Origin of the sequence: Tepidibacillus sp. LV47 (genome assembly GCF_048381575.1) — a bacterium.
GTDB lineage: Bacteria > Bacillota > Bacilli > Tepidibacillales > Tepidibacillaceae > Tepidibacillus.
Map to the genome: position 1 here is coordinate 619,365 of NZ_JBLWIF010000001.1, position 18,370 is coordinate 637,734.

Below are 18,370 nucleotides of genomic sequence, written 5' to 3' on the forward strand. Positions count from 1 at the left end.
ATTTCCTCAGAGGTGGCTTCCATGAAACATTTCCTTACACTTAAAGGCTTTTTTATTAAACACAAATGGCGTTATATCATGGGAATCGTTTGGTTAATCGCGGTTGACACCTTGCAATTGATCATGCCAAAACTGCTTGGTGCTTTTACCGATGAATTGCGATATGGAACCCTATCTTCCCAACAAATTCTCCTTTACATTGTTTTCATTTTGCTTATTGCCTTGTTTATGTTTTGCTTTCGCTATCTATGGCGGATGTACGTCATGGGAAATGCCAGGTTATTAGAATATCAACTGCGGAATGACCTCTTCTCCCATCTCCAAACTTTATCGACAAATTACTTTAACCACCATAAAACAGGGGACTTAATGGCCCATGCCACCAATGACATTAATGCCGTGCGGATGGCAGCAGGTCCTGGTGTTGTGATGATTTTTGATACATTGATCTTACTTGGAACATCCATTTTTATGATGATCCAAACGATTTCGTTAAAATTGACCATTATTGCCCTTTTACCCCTTCCTTTTATAGCGATGATCTCTGAAAGATTCGGAAAGATCATTCATCAACGCTTTCGAAAAGCTCAAGAATCTTTTTCCCATCTGACGGAAAAAGTCCAAGAAAATTTCTCTGGAATCCGCGTGATTCAATCCTTTGTTCAAGAACAAGCAGAACTTGAAAACTTTACAAAAGCTAACTTAGATTATGTGGATAAAAATATGCAACTTGTACGAGTTCAAGCCCTATTTCATCCTATGGTTCAATTCATTTCTGGGATCAGTTTATTGGTCAACTTGTCCTATGGTGGAATTCTGGTGATCAATCATGAAATTACCCTTGGAGATTTTGTTGCCTTTAACAGTTATCTTGGTCTTTTAACTTGGCCGATTATGGCCATTGGTTGGGTGATCAATATTCTGCAACGAGGGGCTGCTTCAATGGCGCGCCTCAATAAAATCTTCCAAACAAAACCGGAAATTTATGATCACGAAAAAATCGTTCAATATAATTTAACAGACATCAAAGGAGATATTCGTATTCGCAATCTCTCTTTTTCTTACCCGAACCAAAAACAAGAAGTATTATCCAACATCAATATTCATATCCCTCAAGGAAAAACGTTGGCGATCATCGGTAATACAGGGAGTGGGAAAACCACATTGGTCAATTTGCTTGTTCGCCTTTATGATGTGGATAAAGGGATGATTCAAATTGATGGCCATGATATCAAAGCTTTCCCATTAGAAGTACTGCGGCAAAATATTGGTTATGTCCCGCAAGATAACTTTTTATTCTCCACGACGATAAAAGAAAATATCGGTTTTGGCCTAGATTCTTATACAGATGCCGAAATAGAGAAGGCAGCTTTGGATGCACAAATCCTTAACGATATCCTCGATTTTCCGAAAAAGTTTGATACGATCGTCGGGGAGCGAGGAGTATCATTATCTGGCGGGCAAAAACAACGGATTGCCCTAGCCCGTGCCCTTATTAAAAATCCGCGAATTCTCATCCTCGACGATAGTTTATCAGCTGTCGATACCAAAACAGAGGATGCCATATTAAAGCGCCTTAAAGAATTGATGAAAGAACGAACCAGTATTATCATTTCTCATCGCATCTCAACGATCAAAGATGCAGATGAAATCATCGTTCTCGATGAAGGGAAAATCGTGGAAAGAGGCACTCATCATGAATTGCTGCGATTACAAGGACAATATTATAACCTTTACCAAAAACAATTACTGGAAGAAATGATAGCAAATGCCTAAAGGATGTGATTGATGATGTCGATTCATTTTCATGAAGAAGAAGCATTAGGAAAAGCATTAGATCATAAACTTTTAAAACGCCTCCTTACCTATGCCAAGCCATACCGCTTTTTAATTCTTATTACGATCATCCTTTTATTATTGATTACCGCAATTGAACTGGCGCAACCTTATTTAATCAAAGTTGCCATTGATGATCATATTAACGGGATTTATCAACCCATGATCGCCTATCAACCAGGAGAAGCTCCGCAACAAGGGGTGATTTTTAATGGAAAAGAGTTCGTACGGGAAAAAGATCTTAAATCTATTCCAACAAAGCTTCCTCGTTACCAGATCATTGAAACTAAGGGCCATATTTATCTTATTCAAGGAGTCATACCAAAGGATCAAGCCTATCAAGTACAAAGCATAAATGGGAAACCAACCATTATCTCTGGTGGCAAATCCTATGTGACAGAGGAGCTATCAATAGAAGAGTTTCAATTGTTTCGTAAGCAAGATATTGAGTCTTTATATCGGATCGGAGGATTATTCTTTGCCCTTTTACTTCTTAGTTTTATCTTGAACTATGCCCAAATCTACCTCCTTCAATATACAGGGCAAAAAATCATTTTTCAGATTCGGCAAGAAGTCTTTGCCCATGTTCAGTCTTTGCCATTATCTTTTTTTGACAAAAATCCGGTAGGACGCTTAGTGACACGGGTGACGAATGATACAGAAGCGCTAAATGAAATGTATACCAATGTACTCGTGAATCTCTTTAAAGATTTTTTTATTCTCTTCGGGATTATGATCGTCATGTTAAAATTAAATGTAAAGCTGGCACTACTTAGTTTCATTTCGATTCCCATCATTATCTTGACTTCTTTTATCTATAAGAAACTTGCAAGGGAAGCTTTCCGCCTTGTTCGCACCCGTTTAGCAAGAATCAATGCCACTTTAAACGAGAATATCTCCGGGATGAGAATTGTGCAAATTTTCCATCGGGAGAAACAACAATATGAACAATTTAACAAGATAAACCGTGCTCATTATCAAGCAAATATGAAAGAGTTAAAAACCGCCGCAATTTTTCGCCCATCCATGGATTTGATCTATTCACTCACCTTAGCCCTTTTACTTTGGTTTGGCGGAAAAGATGTAATTTCTGGTACAGCGGAATTTGGGGTTTTGTACGCTTTTATCGATTATGTTCGCCGCTTCTTTCAACCGATCAATGATCTCACAGAAAAATATACCATCATGCAATCGGCAATGGCTTCTTCTGAACGAATTTTTCAAATGCTGGACCAAAAAGATACGATTCCAAATCCCCATCACCCCAAACCCATTGGTCAATTAAAAGGAAAGATTGAATTTGATCATGTTTGGTTTGCTTATGAGGGGGAAGACTGGGTGTTAAAAGATGTAAGTTTTACCATTCAACCTGGGGAAATGGTGGCTTTTGTTGGTGCTACAGGTGCTGGGAAAAGTTCCATCATTAACCTATTAGGGCGTTTTTATGATATTCAAAAAGGTTCGATTCGGATCGATGACATGGATATTCGTGAGATGGATAAATATGAATTGCGCAAACAAATTGGAATCGTGCTCCAAGATGTCTTTCTCTTTGCAGGCGATATTAAATCTAATATCCGTTTGAATCGAAAGGATATTACTGATGAAGAAATTAAACAAGTTTCCCGGTATGTCAATGCGGATCAATTCATTGAAAAACTTCCCAACAAATATGATGAAGAGGTGAAAGAGCGAGGTTCAACCCTTTCCCAGGGTCAAAGACAGCTCCTTGCCTTTGCTAGAACATTGGCCTTCGACCCTGCAATTTTGGTTTTAGACGAGGCAACGGCAAATATTGATACGGAAACGGAACATTTAATCCAAGATGCACTAAACAAAATCATTCATGGCAGGACAACGATTGTTATCGCTCACCGTCTATCCACGATCCAACATGCAGACAAAATCATTGTTCTGCATAAAGGGAAGATTAGGGAAATGGGCAATCATCAAGAATTACTCGCTCTTAAAGGGCTTTATTATAAGCTTTACCAATTACAATACAAGGATGATTTTCCATCGAACCATATTGCGATATAGAAAAAGGTTGGGATTCTAACTGGTCCAGTTAAGATGTATAAAATTGATTTTGGCAATCATTTTGACAATCGTATTGGCAAGCATAATGAACAATTAAAAATAAGAAAAAGGATGTCATTTTTGACATCCTTTTAAAGTGAGGAAACACCTCTTCTTTATAATTTCACAGGAATATAACCTTAACTAATGATTTATCCAAGTGGTAAAAGTCTTCATGAAGATTTTTTATCTTTTCAGTGAATCATAAAAGTCACTCTAATTTCCTGATGGTTTATCTACTAATAAAAAAACTCTTTCAATAAGCCCATAACCTGAACTGATCCCGTAAGGATTCTTACCTTTTTAAATCTAATGAACGTACTTTTCAATCTTCTTCCTAATTTCTTCCGTCAGGTAGGATTCTTCTGATTCTCCTTCGATCATTAGTTCATCTAGTAAGTCTTGAACATCTTCCTGAATGGTTTCTTCTATGTATGGATGTTCTTGTTGATGATAGGCCATGACAAGAAGTTGTCCCAATTCACACTTTTCTTCAAAAGGAATAACTTTATCTTTCTCTTTCCTTTCATCAAATTCTTCGATCATTTCCTTCATAAGCACTTTCGATTGTTCAAGTAATTGGTGGTTTTCACAAACTGGACAACTGTAAACGGGTACATTTTCTATTTTGATATTCCGTTTAAAATAGACCGTTCGAATCGTAATTTCCATCTCTGCTCCACAGGTACAAATTTTTTTCATATGTATCAGACACCTTCCTAACTATGTAACGTCAAACACCCATTCAACTATCATTGTAACGAAAATGACGAGATTTGTACTTAGTAACTTCTTGGTAGTTAAAGAAGCAAATGTTATTTATGCTTTAACTTTTTTACTAGCCACAAATAATAGATGAAACTCCCTAACGTGGCACCTATAAAATCATTCACGATATCATGAATATCTGGTGTTCGACCTGGTACATACATTTGATGCCATTCATCGGTAAATCCATAAATGACACTGAATATAACGGCAAGTACCATCGATTTTTTCAATGAAAATTTGCCAACAAAGGCATACATAAAGGTCATCGATAGGATAAAATACGCAACCAAATGTCCCCAGTTTAAATCTTCAAAAAAAGGAAACATATGATTCAACTCAGCACTTGTTCTTGATGACATATAGAAAATTCCAGCCATTACGATGATTGACGGAATCCATTTTTGCATCAATATCTCCTCCGCAAAATGAGATAAGCCCATTTTATCATTTTTTTTATAACCATTTGAAGAGCTGGGTCATAGACTATATAGAAAAATAGCCTAGGAGGGGAATGAGATGTATCCGTACAGTTATCCTGCGATTGATCCCAAGCTAATGTATTTTAAAGATTTTCCTCAATTCCTAGAAGATCTAAAAAAAGCAATCGCAGACGAAAGAAACGCCATTGACCTTTATACCCGCTTATTAAAAGTAGCACCTACTGAAATGGCTAGAAATAGTGTTCAGACTGCATTAGCTGATGAAAAAGTCCATGACATAAAACTAACAAGATTATATAAACAGTTAACAGGACATAAGCCAGAGATTATTACGAAAAAAGTTGAATTTCAACATTTTTTTGATGGATTACAAAAAGCCTTTATCGATGAAGTAAAAGCAGCAGAGTTTTATAAAGAAATGTACTTATCGGTTTTTTGTCCGAATATCCGTGATATCCTGTATTCCATTCAACATGATGAAATTGAACACGCAACCCTTTTTAACTGGATTCATACGGAAATCAAAGCGTAACAAAAAAGCCTTTCTCCCCCCTCCATTTATAATAAAGGGGGGGGGTTTTTTATATTAAAAATTCTTCTTTACGGGAACACGTTGTTTCGTTAAACTATATACTATAATTATTATCTCTTTTAATATGAGAGTAGCATAGTTTTGACGAGTATAGTGCAGGCGGAGGAGAGAAAATGAATCAAAATCGTGACATGTTTACTTCAAGAATTGGATTTTTGCTAGCTTCTGTAGGTGCTGCTGCTGGATTAGGTAATATATGGAAATTCCCTTATATGGCAGGGCAATATGGCGGAGCAGCCTTTTTACTCGTTTACTTGATTAGTGTCGTCGTATTAGGTATTCCTCTATTATTAGCTGAGATTTCATTAGGAAAGGAAACGAGAACCAATATTATTGGTGCTTATGAAGCCTTTACCAGCAAAAAATGTTGGAAATATGTTGGATATTTAGGCGTGTTTACTTCCGTTGTAGTGTTAGGTTTTTACAGTATGGTTGGCGGTTGGTCAATCTATTATATGTTTGCTTCCATGAAAGGAGACTTTACAGGGTTAACACCTGATCAATTTGGTCAATACTTTGGTTCTTTTATTTCCCAGCCTTTTCAGCCCATTTTCTTTCAAATTCTCTTTTTGTTACTTACACTTCTAATTACCGTCAAAGGTGTTGAAAAAGGAATTGAGAAGGCTAACAAGATCATGATGCCTTTGCTTACAGTATTCGTAGTCATCTTGATCATTCGTAGTTTGACTTTACCAGGTGCAAGCAAGGGGTTAGAATTCTTATTTCACTTTGACTTTTCGAAAATCACACCTTTGGTCATTTTAGCGGCTTTAGGGCAAGCCTTCTTCTCCTTGAGTTTAGGGATGGGGGGAATGTTAACCTATGGAAGTTATCTACCCAAAGAAATGCCGATAAAGAAAACAGTTGTACAAATTGCTCTTTATGATACAGTTTTTTCCTTTTTCATTAGTTTGGTGATCTTCCCAGCCATTTTCTCGTTTCACTTTGAACCGACAGCTGGACCATCGCTTGTTTTCATTACGTTACCTGCAATTTTTACAAAAATACCTTTTGGTTCTTTTTTTGCTTTAATCTTCTTTGCGCTGGTTACTGTTGCTGCCTTAACATCTGCCATCAATATTCTTGAAATCGCTTTGGCTGCCATCATCGATCGCCAAGGATATAGCCGGATAAAAGCAGTTGTCATTCTTAGTGTTCTTATTTTACTCTTTGGAATTCCAAGCTCTCTTTCCTTTGGAGTACTAAGCAATGTGAAGTTATTCGGATTATCCCTTTTTGAATTGATGGATTTCTTTGCTTCCAATATTTCGTTACCCCTTGGTGGGATTCTTCTCGCCTTATATGTTGGATTTGTTTGGGGGATTAAAAAGGCAATGGTTAGTGTTGGTTTTACCCCTCAAGATCGAATCGCGAAAGCATGGGCCATTTCCATTCAATATGTTGCACCCATTATCGTCTTTGCTGTCTTTTTACAAGTAACAGGAATTTTCAAGGTATTGGGGATATTTTAAAAATGAAACCTAGGTGTATAATATCACCTAGGTTTTGTTATGCTCTTATTTTACATCTCAATCGTTGACAAATCTCCTGTTGGTAATCCTAACTCCCATGCTTTTAATACTCTACGCATGATTTTTCCTGATTTGGTTTTAGGCAACGAATCACGGAATTCGATATATTTTGGTGCAGTATGAGCAGCTAAGTTTTGCTTGACAAACATGCGAATATCTTCCTTTAATAATTCTGATTGTTGAATCCCTTTTTTTAAGGTAACAAAGGCCTTAATCACTTCCCCACGTACTGGATCAGGAACACCAATCACTCCAGCTTCCGCCACAGCCCAATGTTCAATCAGCTTGCTTTCAATTTCAAAGGGCCCTACCCTTTTGCCTCCTGTATTAATCACATCATCCGTACGACCTGCAAACCAGATATAGCCATCTTCATCTTGATATGCTTTATCTCCAGAGAAAAACCAACCATTCACAAAATACTCCTGATATTTCTGAGGATTATTCCAGATTGCTCTTAACATCGCAGGCCACGGTGGTTTAATGGCTAAGTTCCCCATCTCATAAGGTGGCAATTCCTTTCCTTGATCATCGAGGATCGCCACTTGAACTCCTGGAATCGGTTTGCCCATTGAACCCGGTCGAATGGGAACAGAGCGGAAATTAGCACAAATGGTTGATCCCGTTTCTGTCATCCACCAATTATCATAGATCGGTTGTTTAAAGACCTCTTCTGCCCAACGAATCACTTCTGCATTTAATGGTTCACCAGCAGACAGAATATGGCGAAGGGAAGATAAATTATATTTTGCTGGCAATTCATTTCCTTCCCGCATTAACATGCGAAACGCTGTTGGTGCACTAAACCATACGGTCACACCATATCTCTCGATGTTTTGATACCATTCTTCTACATTAAACCGTCCTCCACGAACGACAATCGTCACACCATTTAACCAAGGAGCAAACATTCCTGCCGAAGTTCCTGTTACCCATCCTGGATCTGCTGTATTCCAATAGATATCGTCATCTTGTAAATCATAAACATATTTGCCTGAAATAAATTGATGCAGCATCGCATCATGAACTTGTAAGACTCCCTTTGGTTTGCCAGTGGATCCAGATGTATAATGAATTAACATAGGAGTCTCCCGATCGACCCATTCTATCGTATATTCATTGGAAATATTCATCAATTCTTGATATAAAATCTGGTTTTCTGACTCTTTTTCTTCTCCTCCAACAAGAATAGTATATTTTAAATCAGGAAGTTGAGCATACTGAATTCTCTTCACTAATGTGGGTGTTGTAACAATCGCGATTGCCCCACTATCTAGCAGGCGATCTTTTACTGCTTCACTCATAAACGCCTCAAATAGTGGACCTGCAATTGCGCCAATGCGGATAATACCAAGTAAGGCAATCAATAATTCAGGACTTCGCGGCATAAAGAGAAAAACACGATCTCCTTTTTGTATTCCATATGCTTTTAAGCCATTAGCAAAACGGGAAGATAACTCACGTAATTGGGAAAAAGTATACCTTTCCTCCCTGTCATGATCTACATATAATAATGCGACTTTATCTCCTTTTCCTTCATCAACATGGCGATCAATCGCCTCATACACGATATTCACAAGTCCCGTTTTGCTCCACGAAAAAAATTGTTCAACATTCTCCCAAGAAAAATTACGATAGGTTTTTTCATAATCTGACATGTTCATCTCTTTCTTGTTCATCTCACCAAACCTCACTTTCACATTGTACTGTTTTATAGTAATTATATTTGTTATATAACAGAAAATCAAGTTAAAATTTAAAATTTTCTCAATATTTGATATATTTTGCGAAATTTAAAGGATCATTTTTTGTTTATTTTTGTTAATGACAGTTACTTCCTCATTTAGTAATATTAGATTGAAGGAAGTGACATAGAATGAATATTTCACCAGAACGGCTCGCCAAATCAATCCTAAATGAAAAAAAGTACTTGCTAACCTACCATAAAAATAGAGATTTCTTACATTCTTTTGTTTTACCTGCCATTTTGGAAGTAGAGCAATCGCTAAAAATGTTGCCGCCTCTTAAAATGTCTAAAGAAGAATTTCTATATTACGAAAAATCTTTCTGTTCCTTAACAAGACGTATTGCTGGTTACAGCTACTATATCGCGAAGCAAACGATTAAAGAAGGTTTTCCAATGGGGGATTATTTTCAAATCTATTTGGAAAAAGAACGTCAAGAAATCGCCCTCTTTCTCTTTCAGGAACAAGAGTCTATTTTCCGTCAGACGATTAACGATACTTTATTAGAATTAATTGGCCTTTCTAATCAGAACTTTTATCAATACTTTCGCAATTATCTTCTTTATCCTTTTTTCTCCATTTATATCCAACTGTTCAAAGAGGTTTTCCTTTTTGTAATGACCAAAGAACCGGTCACGAAACGCCAAGAAGTAATTCCTACTCATTAAAAAGAAGTAAAAAGAACATAATAAAAAGGACTTATTGAGAAGTCCTTTTCTTTATTTTCACTACATTAGAAAAGAAGGAGAATGGTATGGCAAAGAAAAATAAAGAACAAAAACAATTTGGTCCAAGCAAACAATCAAAAGTGAATTCTGAACAAATAGAATGGCATGCTGTCTCTTCCGACGATGAAGAGGCTTATGTCAATGAAATGAAACAATTGACGAAAGATTAATCATTGTCTTTCTATGAAAAAGGAGCTGTCTAAAAAGTCCATTTAAGTTGAAAATCCGCCAAAATTAAACCCCAAAGAATGCTGTAAAATCAACATTCTTTGGGGTTGCTTTTTTTAGATTTCGGGGTTAATTACTACTTTTCGGACAGCCCCTTTTTGAATTATAGGAATTAGAACCAAATTTTAAAGAAAAAGATGAGAATCATCAGCAGATGGATAACCACCTTTACCAAGCTTGCCCCCAAAAGTCCAATTAATGAAGCAAAACCAATTTGTACAGCTTGATTCCAAGGTACACCGCGAAACATCTCTATACCCGTCACCAATAGAAACGGACCAATAATGACTCCAAGCGGACCAAAGATAATAGGGCCAACTAAGATACCAATGATGGCAGCCCATGCACCTAACTTGGAACCACCCTTTCGTTTCACAAAGGTACTACTCGCAAAGAAATCAACGAGAACGGTTAAGCCCGTAAGCAAAAACATCGTCAGCCAGAATTGCCAGCCAACTAATGGAGACAAAATAAAGTGATAAAGAAGTAAACCAATCCAGATTAATGATACCCCAGGAATCACAGGCATCATGATTCCAATAAAACTCAATAAAAACAAAGCAAAGATAATGAACCACCATAAAAACGCCACATTTAGCTCCCCCTTCTATCCAATCCATACCAAAACAAATTCTTAGTCCAAACGAAAATGTTTTTGCTCGATAAATGTTCGTAAAATCTTACGCAGTGGTTTAGAAAAGAGTCTTGCCATCATCGTTGACCATGTATCTTCTCGTTTTCCGTTTGTTCTCTTTCGATAATAGTTTCCAATCTCTTGGTCGTATTTATGAATCTCATTCAATTGCTCTTTCTTGTATGTATTCTGATGCAGAACGACAGATAAAGGGAGTCGTGGTTTTTGATCAGGTATCGGTTCTGCTGGATAACCCAAACACATTCCAAATAAAGGCATTACAAGTTGAGGTAAATCAAGAACTTCGCTTACCTGTTCGGGTTGGTTTCGAATCCCTCCAATATACACACCACCTAATCCTAATGACTCTGCAGCAAGCATGACATTTTGCGCAAATAATGCGGTATCAATCGTCGTTAAAAGAAAACTTTCAATCGTTGAAAAGTTTGCTTCTTCTCCCTTATATTCAATCACCTGCTGAATCCGATACAAATCGGCACAGAAAACAAGAAATACAGGTGCTTGTTCTACATAACTTTGATCCCCGCTAAAATGAGCTAATTGTTTTCTTTTTTCTTGATCGGTTACCTGTATCACACTATAAGCTTGGATAAAATTTGAAGTGGAAGCCATTTGAGCCGTTGCAATGATTTTTTCTAGTTTCTCTTGTGAAACCGGACGCTTGTCAAACGAACGAATACTTCGATGATTCGCCATTATCTCTAATACAGTTGTCATAAGTTTCCTCACTTCCTTTTTATAGTCCTATTATAATTGAGCTTTTTGTAAAAATACAATGCCTTAATCCGCAAGGCTTAAGAAAAATTAAAAAAGGACTTCATCCCAAACTATAAAATGCTACAAGTGACAAAATCCAATAAACCACAGAAGGGGGAAGTCACTATGTACATTTGGTTCTCTATTGATAAAAAACATGAAACAAAATCATAAAGACAAATGTAAGAACAGCCCCAAGTATATAAGGCGTATCCATAAAATATAAATATAAGCTACCAGCCAATGGTGGACCAATCATCCTCCCTAAGCTGTCCATCGAATCCATCACACCAATGGCAATTCCTTGACCTGATTTCGTTTTTTTAGAAATCAAAGAAGAAATACTGGGCCTCATCATTCCATTCCCCATGCCAAAGATTGCAAGAAATAAAGCCATGGTAAAAAAACTATGGGCAAAAATGATCAGTAAAAAACCAACAGAAGAAATCAACAACCCTAATTTAATCGTTTTTTCTTCCCCATATTTTTTAATCAATTTACCGATGACTCCACCTTGGACAAAAGCACTTGCGATCCCCATAATCGCAAAAATATAGCCAAGATCATGCGAAGTTACTCCTGTACGATCCTTTGCAAAGTAGGCAAACGTTCCTTCCAACCCTGCCAAAGTAAAACTGACGATAAACGCAGTAAGATAAACAATCGTTAAATGGCCATAGGTAATGGCAAAACGATATTTTTTTTGCGTTGGTTTTCTTTTTCCTTTATCTTTTGATAATGATTCAGGTAATAAAAACAAAGTCATGATAAATGGAATGATTGATAAAGCAGCGGTAAAGAGAAACGGGGTCGCTAATCGCTCCATGCCAAGAATGGAATATTTACTTAAAATACCACCAATTGCAGGACCAAAGATAAAACCAAGTCCCATCCCTGCTCCAAGAATCCCCATTCCTTTTCCCCGATCCTCTTCACTGGTTGTATCGGCAACGACTGCCATTGCTGTTGGTAAGGTTGCAGAAGATAAGATTCCCGCTAAAATTCGCGCAAAAAACAACTCCCATAACTGATTGGCAAAAGCAAACATGGAAAATGTGATGATATACCCACTAATTCCAATCAATAAGACGGGTTTTCGGCCAATTCGATCCGATATTTTTCCCCATATTGGAGAAAAGATAAATTGCATGATGGAATAGCTAGCCATCAACCATCCAAATATGGCTTCTGTCGCTCCCAAAGATTCCGCATAATAAGGCATAACTGGAATAATGATGCCAAAACCCAACATTACAAGAAAGAGGATTGAAAACAAAATCGGTAATCGTTTCATTATTTATTTCACACCTTCTAATATTTTATCCTAATTTCTTATTTACCGGTTTGCACTATGAAAATAGTATAATATAGCTTTTATTTTACACCTTTTTTAATTCTAATACAAAGAAAGAAAAACATTTTCGAACTAGACAATATCTTTCGTGAAGGTTTCGATAGGGGTTTTTTACACTTAAAAAAAGAAAATATATTTATTTTCATCATTGTAAACGTTATAATAGTGTTAAAGCTGTAATATTCAATATAAAAAAACTGTTTTAGTTTATTTATTTGCTAACAGTATAGTTTTCAATCATCTTTCTATTATTGTACACTCAAGAAATAATTAACTGTTATACAAAAGAAAGGAGATTAAAAAATGAGAAACGAGGTCGTATGGAAAGTTGGCGGCCAACAAGGAGAAGGAATTGACAGTACCGGTCAAATCTTCGCTCTGGCATTGGCACGTAAAGGTTATTTTATTTCCTCGAATAAGCATTTTGCCTCGCGAATTAAAGGGGGCTATACCCATTATCAAATCCGCGTAAGTACAGAACCAACTTATTACCACGGAGATTATACGGATGTACTATTAGCCCTAGATCAAGAAACGGTAGATAACAACCTTGAAGTGATGAATGAAGGTTCGATTATTCTTCGCGATGGAAAAGAAGAATCCTTAGAGACCGATGGAAAAATTACAACTCTCATCTTACCCCTGACCGAGATTGCTGAAAGCATTGGTGGGAAAATCGTTCGGAACATGGTTGCATTAGGTGTATCTGCTGCCCTTTTTGGCTTAAGCGAAGATTTATTTGATTCTCTGATCGAAGATAAATTCAAGAAAAAAGGTGAAGAAATCGTCAATATGAACAAAAATGCCGTTCATGCTGGCTTTGATAAAGCCAAAGAATATCTTAATGCTGGGAAACTAGCTGCAATCCAACTAGAAAAACCGGAACTAGAAGTTCCACGGAATCTGATGATTGGAAATGAGGCCGTTGGTTTTGGTGCATTAGCAGCAGGTTGTCGTTTCCTTTCTGCATATCCAATCACCCCAGCATCAGAAGTCATGGAATGGCTGAAAAAAGAATTACCGCGAGTTGGTGGAATTGTTGTTCAAGCCGAAGATGAGATTGCAGGAATTACGATGGCCATTGGTGCTGCTTATTCTGGTGTTCGTGCCATGACATCTACCTCTGGTCCTGGTTTCTCGTTAAAAACAGAAGCACTAGGATTAGCAGGGATTTCGGAAACACCCATTGTCATTATGAATACTCAACGTGGGGGTCCCGGAACAGGACTTCCAACCAAATATGAGCAAGCTGACGTAAATACCATGGTTAATGCAGGACACGGAGAAATGCCACGGATTGTGCTTGCACCATCAACCGTTGAAGAAGCCTTTTATATGACTGCTCAAGCTTTCAACTATGCAGAGCAATATCAATGCCCAGTAATTATTGCAATGGACTTATATTTATCCTTATTCTATCAAACGGTGAATAAACTGGATTTCTCCAAGATTACCATCAATCGCGGCAAGCTTCTTACTGATGAAGAAGCAGCTAAAAATGAAGAACGTTATTTCTTACGTTATGAAATCACTGAAGATGGAATCTCTGGCCGCACGATTCCCGGTCAAAAAGGTGGAGTCCATACGGCCAATTCCAACGAGCATAATCAAACGGGGCATATCGATGAAGATCCGATCAACCGTACCAATATGATGAAAAAACGTTTAGGTAAACTTGCTTTCTTAAATGACCCAGGTTTTGACGCCATAGGGAATAAAGAAACCGATGTATTGCTTGTAGGTTTTGGTTCTACCTACGGTGTGATTCAGGAAGCGAAGAAATCCTTAGAAAAACGGGGAATCAACGTCACCCATGTTCATGTCAAACGTTTAACACCTTTTGATCTATCGCTTAAAGATTATGTTCTTGGTGCAAAAACAGTGATTGTCATCGAAAATAACTATACCGGACAATTAAAACGTCTCATGCAAATGGAATTGAATACAGGAAAAGAATTAAAGAGCATTACCAAATACGACGGAAATCCATTTACATTAAGAGAAGTAATGGAACAAATCGATAATATGTTGGCAGAGGAGGTAAGATAATATGGCTACATTAAAAGATTTTAAAGGGGATCAACCTACTTGGTGTCCAGGTTGTGGCCATTTTAGTGTCATGGCTAGCCTGCAAAAAGCCGCTGCCGATATTGGACTGGAACCTCACGATATGGCAATCATCAGCGGGATTGGTTGTTCTGGTAAGATCTCCGAATATACAAGGTCTTATGGATTCCATACCTTACATGGACGCGCTCTACCTATTGCTCAGGGGGCTGCTTTAGGAAATAAAGATGTAAAAATCATCGCCGCTGGTGGAGACGGAGACGGATATGGTATTGGTGTCGGCCATTTTGTCCATGCAGTACGCCGAAATGTGAATATGACTTATGTTGTAATGGACAATAACATTTACGGACTAACCAAAGGACAAACCAGTCCTACCTCTGCTCAAGGATTCAAAACCAAATCTTCACCAAAAGGTAGTGTAGAAAGTCCTGTTCATCCATTAGAAATTGCTCTAGTCAATGGAATCACTTTCTTAGCACAAGGTTTCTCTGGTGATATTAAAGGCCTAAATGAAATCATGAAAGCTGCTTTACAACATAAAGGGTTTGCCCTTGTAAACGTCTATAGTCCATGCGTAACCTTTAACAAGGTAAACACTTATGACTATTATAAAGAAAACTTAGTGGATGTCTCTTCCTTTGATAACTATGATCCAACTGACCGCATGCAAGCGATTCAAAAAGTACGTGAAACCAATGGTTTGTTAACAGGAATTATTTTTAAAGAAGATCGTCCTACTTTCCAAGAATTAACTCCAGATTATCCTGAAATTGCCATTGCTAAACAAGACCTTAATCTTGACGTAGTCATCTTAGAAGAAATAGAAAAACAATTTCAATAAGTCATATCTTTTGTCCACTTCCACTTTGTAGTCCATAGTATAAGGTTGGGATTCTTCCCGACCTTTTTTGTTTTGTCATATATTCATGATTTTCTGCATAAATTATTAGTTAATTCAAGCTAATAGGAGGGTCAAAGCATGAAACTGCTTACGATCTATGGAAGCTCCCGCAAAAACGGGAATTCAGAAGCATTAACCAAAAAAGTTTTGCAACAACTGAATCCCAAAGATGTAGATGAAATCCATTTAATGGATGTTCATATTGAACCAATTGTCGATGAACGGCACACAGAACATGGCTTTCAGCCAGTTGATGATGACTATGAAAAATTGGCGATTCAGATCATGAATCATCAAGCCCTTCTTTTTTCGACTCCCCTTTACTGGTATGGAATGTCAGGCCGTATGAAAAACTTGATCGATCGCTTTACCCAAAGTCTGCGCAGCAGCGAATACGATTTTAAAGGAAAAATGAAAGGGAAGAAAATATATGTCGTGATCGTCGGTGGCAAGTCTGCGCCATATACTGCTCTTCCCCTTGTCCAACAGTTCCAACTGATTGCCCAATTTATGGAAATGGAATTTGCTGGATATGTTATCGGTAGAGGAGTAAAACCTTTAGAAGTATTAGAAGATGAAGAAGCGATTGTTCAAGCGATTCAACTCGGGAAAAGAATCAGAGGAGAATTGAAATAAATGCCGCCAAAAATACGAACATTTAATCCATTTTAATAAAATAACGTTTGTATTTATTTCGATTTATGTTATGATTATAAAGGACAAAATACTAATTAAGGGTGATTTTATGAACGGACAAAAACACTATGATGTTATTCTCATAGGAGCCGGACCTGCAGGAATTTTTGCCAGCTATGAATTAACAAAGTTAAATCCCAGCTTGAATGTGCTTCTACTAGATAAAGGTCAAGATATTTATCACCGTTCTTGCCCGATTCATAAAGGGCTTCTCAAAGAATGCCCAACAACAAAAATCTTTGAATACCAAAGCTGTTACCCGACCTGTGCACTAACGGGTGGTTGGGGCGGTTCAGGTGCATTTTCCGATGGGAAGTTTAATATTACTACTGATTTTGGCGGCTGGATGGGAGATTATATCCCCTCGTCTGAATTATTACAGCTAATTGAATATGTGGATCAAATCAATCTGAGTTTTGGAGCAACAAAGGAGACACATGGCAGTCTAGAAATCTCCGAATCTATGAAAAAATTAAAAGATGAGATCGATGAGTTAGAACTGAAAATCGATTTAGAACCTTCTCTAGCAATAAAAAAAGAATTAAAAAGGAAAAAAAAAGAATTGCATTCATTAATGAAAATTCATGAGATTGAGCAAAGGGCTACTTCTGTTGGCATGAAATTACTAAAAGCGAAAGTCCGCCATTTAGGAACAGAAGAAAACCTAAAAATCCTCACTCGCATTTATGAATATTTAAAAGATAAATTAGAGATTCGCCATCGAACAAAAGTAAAAGATATTATTGTTAAAGATAAAAAGATTAAAGGTATCGTATTAGAAAATGGTGAAGAGATCTATGCGAAGTATGTATTTATCGCCCCTGGAAGAGATGGAAGTGAATGGCTGGCAAAAATTTTAACAAAAGAAGGTCTACATCTAAGCAATAACCAAGTGGATATCGGTGTACGAGTTGAAGTACCAAATACCGTCATGGCAGAAATCAATGAACATCTATATGAGGCGAAACTGATCTATAATACACCAACTTACAATAATATTGTTCGCACCTTTTGTGCAAATCCCTCAGGTCGTGTCGTCATTGAAAACCACAGTGGTGTTATGACCGTGAATGGTCATGCTTTTAAAGAAGATAAAGAAAAACAATTTAACACGAATTTGGCTTTGTTAGTCTCTCATCATTTTACTGAACCATTTAATGAGCCGATTCAATATGCCAAATATATTTCTCGTTTAGCCAATATGCTTAGTAACGGAAACGTCATCGTTCAACGATATGGTGACTTGCGTAAGGGTCGCCGTTCTACTGAAAAACGAATTCAGAAAGGATTCGTTGAACCAACCTTAAAAACTGCTGTTCCAGGAGATCTTGCACTAGTCCTTCCTCACCGAACAATTACAAGCATTATTGAAATGATTGAAGCATTGGACAAAGTTTCACCTGGTTTTGCGAGTGAACATACTCTGCTTTATGGCGTAGAAGCGAAATTTTATTCTGCAAGGCCAAAACTAAGCAATACCTTTGAAACAGAAATTGAAGGGCTTTATGTCGGTGGCGATGGTGCTGGTGTTACAAGAGGACTTGCACAGGCCAGTGCTTGTGGAGTCGTGGTTGCAAGAGATATTCTTAAACGAATACAGACTTAATCAATTCAGTCATTCCAAATCCACTCTTCTTTCATGGGGTGGATTTTTCCATATTGACAGAAAATTTTTTATAATATATAATATTAAGCACACGAACATATATTCGTTTATTATACTTTCTTTTCATTATATTAGAGGGTATAATAGAATTAATGGTTTTAAACACGAATCGGACAAGTATATCCATTTTAGATAATACGAAAATCATGTTCGTAAATATCTAAAAACGAGGTGTTTATTGAATGAATGAAGAGATCTTAAATGAAATTCTTACTGAACTAAAAGATGTTAAGCGATCCATGGCTACAAAAGATGAACTGGAAGTAATCAGACAATCCATGGCCACGAAAGATGAGCTTGAAGCGATCAGACAGTCCATGG

Annotated in this window: 16 protein-coding genes; 10 read left to right on the plus strand and 6 right to left on the minus strand. The window is 37.2% G+C overall.

Translation table 11 applies throughout. The annotated features are described in order from the left end of the window. The first annotated feature begins 21 nt into the window (after positions 1 to 21). On the plus strand, positions 22 to 1,776 hold the full coding sequence (locus ACMW72_RS03070; RefSeq protein ID WP_418367350.1) for an ABC transporter ATP-binding protein: 1,755 nt from the start codon (positions 22 to 24) through the stop codon (positions 1,774 to 1,776). Between the two features lie 12 nt (positions 1,777 to 1,788). After that, on the plus strand, positions 1,789 to 3,876 hold the full coding sequence (locus ACMW72_RS03075; RefSeq protein ID WP_418367351.1) for an ABC transporter ATP-binding protein: 2,088 nt from the start codon (positions 1,789 to 1,791) through the stop codon (positions 3,874 to 3,876). Between the two features lie 348 nt (positions 3,877 to 4,224). On the opposite strand, the gene ACMW72_RS03080 is transcribed toward ACMW72_RS03075, so the two are convergent. After that, entirely contained in the window at positions 4,225 to 4,617 is a 393-nt protein-coding gene (locus tag ACMW72_RS03080) for a YgiT-type zinc finger protein (RefSeq protein ID WP_418367352.1), read from the minus strand. Positions 4,618 to 4,730: 113 nt separating this feature from the next. Further along, positions 4,731 to 5,093, minus strand: a complete 363-nt coding sequence (locus tag ACMW72_RS03085; RefSeq protein WP_418367353.1) for a VanZ family protein — start codon at positions 5,091 to 5,093, stop codon at positions 4,731 to 4,733. Between the two features lie 109 nt (positions 5,094 to 5,202). Between ACMW72_RS03085 and ACMW72_RS03090 the strand changes: the two genes are divergently transcribed. Both ACMW72_RS03090 and ACMW72_RS03095 read left to right on the plus strand, forming a co-directional pair. After that, positions 5,203 to 5,658, plus strand: coding sequence for a hypothetical protein (locus ACMW72_RS03090; protein ID WP_418367354.1), 456 nt, complete (start codon positions 5,203 to 5,205; stop codon positions 5,656 to 5,658). Between the two features lie 173 nt (positions 5,659 to 5,831). Next, complete coding sequence (locus tag ACMW72_RS03095) at positions 5,832 to 7,190, plus strand: sodium-dependent transporter (protein ID WP_418367355.1); 1,359 nt, start codon at positions 5,832 to 5,834, stop codon at positions 7,188 to 7,190. Positions 7,191 to 7,240: 50 nt separating this feature from the next. Here ACMW72_RS03095 and acsA read toward each other — a convergent pair whose 3' ends face one another. Continuing rightward, on the minus strand, positions 7,241 to 8,929 hold the full coding sequence (gene acsA, locus ACMW72_RS03100; RefSeq protein ID WP_418367356.1) for an acetate--CoA ligase: 1,689 nt from the start codon (positions 8,927 to 8,929) through the stop codon (positions 7,241 to 7,243). Between the two features lie 197 nt (positions 8,930 to 9,126). Between acsA and ACMW72_RS03105 the strand changes: the two genes are divergently transcribed. Then, positions 9,127 to 9,663 (plus strand): hypothetical protein, encoded by a 537-nt coding sequence (locus tag ACMW72_RS03105; RefSeq protein WP_418367357.1) that lies wholly within the window; start codon positions 9,127 to 9,129, stop codon positions 9,661 to 9,663. An 86-nt stretch (positions 9,664 to 9,749) separates the two neighbouring features. After that, positions 9,750 to 9,893: a hypothetical protein gene (locus ACMW72_RS03110; protein ID WP_418367358.1), complete on the plus strand. Its 144-nt coding sequence runs from the start codon at positions 9,750 to 9,752 to the stop codon at positions 9,891 to 9,893. A 170-nt stretch (positions 9,894 to 10,063) separates the two neighbouring features. Here the strand turns inward: ACMW72_RS03110 and ACMW72_RS03115 are convergent, their stop codons facing one another. The 3 genes from ACMW72_RS03115 to ACMW72_RS03125 all read right to left on the minus strand — a co-directional run bounded on the left by ACMW72_RS03115 (position 10,064) and on the right by ACMW72_RS03125 (position 12,656). After that, positions 10,064 to 10,543 (minus strand): DUF456 domain-containing protein, encoded by a 480-nt coding sequence (locus ACMW72_RS03115; RefSeq protein WP_418367359.1) that lies wholly within the window; start codon positions 10,541 to 10,543, stop codon positions 10,064 to 10,066. Positions 10,544 to 10,585: 42 nt separating this feature from the next. Then, on the minus strand, positions 10,586 to 11,323 hold the full coding sequence (gene nfsA / locus ACMW72_RS03120; protein ID WP_418367360.1) for an oxygen-insensitive NADPH nitroreductase: 738 nt from the start codon (positions 11,321 to 11,323) through the stop codon (positions 10,586 to 10,588). 181 nt (positions 11,324 to 11,504) lie between these two features. Then, the gene (locus ACMW72_RS03125; protein ID WP_418367361.1) at positions 11,505 to 12,656 is read right to left on the minus strand and encodes an MFS transporter; all 1,152 of its coding nucleotides are present in this window, start codon (positions 12,654 to 12,656) and stop codon (positions 11,505 to 11,507) included. Positions 12,657 to 13,019: 363 nt separating this feature from the next. Here ACMW72_RS03125 and ACMW72_RS03130 point away from each other — a divergent pair, with 363 nt between their 5' ends. The 4 genes from ACMW72_RS03130 to ACMW72_RS03145 all read left to right on the plus strand — a co-directional run bounded on the left by ACMW72_RS03130 (position 13,020) and on the right by ACMW72_RS03145 (position 17,989). Beyond that, positions 13,020 to 14,765, plus strand: a complete 1,746-nt coding sequence (locus tag ACMW72_RS03130) for a 2-oxoacid:acceptor oxidoreductase subunit alpha (protein WP_418367362.1) — start codon at positions 13,020 to 13,022, stop codon at positions 14,763 to 14,765. 1 nt (position 14,766) lies between these two features. Next, positions 14,767 to 15,627: a 2-oxoacid:ferredoxin oxidoreductase subunit beta gene (locus ACMW72_RS03135; RefSeq protein WP_418367363.1), complete on the plus strand. Its 861-nt coding sequence runs from the start codon at positions 14,767 to 14,769 to the stop codon at positions 15,625 to 15,627. 144 nt (positions 15,628 to 15,771) lie between these two features. Continuing rightward, entirely contained in the window at positions 15,772 to 16,323 is a 552-nt protein-coding gene (locus ACMW72_RS03140; protein ID WP_418367388.1) for a flavodoxin family protein, read from the plus strand. Positions 16,324 to 16,432: 109 nt separating this feature from the next. Beyond that, positions 16,433 to 17,989 (plus strand): NAD(P)/FAD-dependent oxidoreductase, encoded by a 1,557-nt coding sequence (locus ACMW72_RS03145; RefSeq protein ID WP_418367364.1) that lies wholly within the window; start codon positions 16,433 to 16,435, stop codon positions 17,987 to 17,989. Positions 17,990 to 18,370 lie beyond the last annotated feature (381 nt).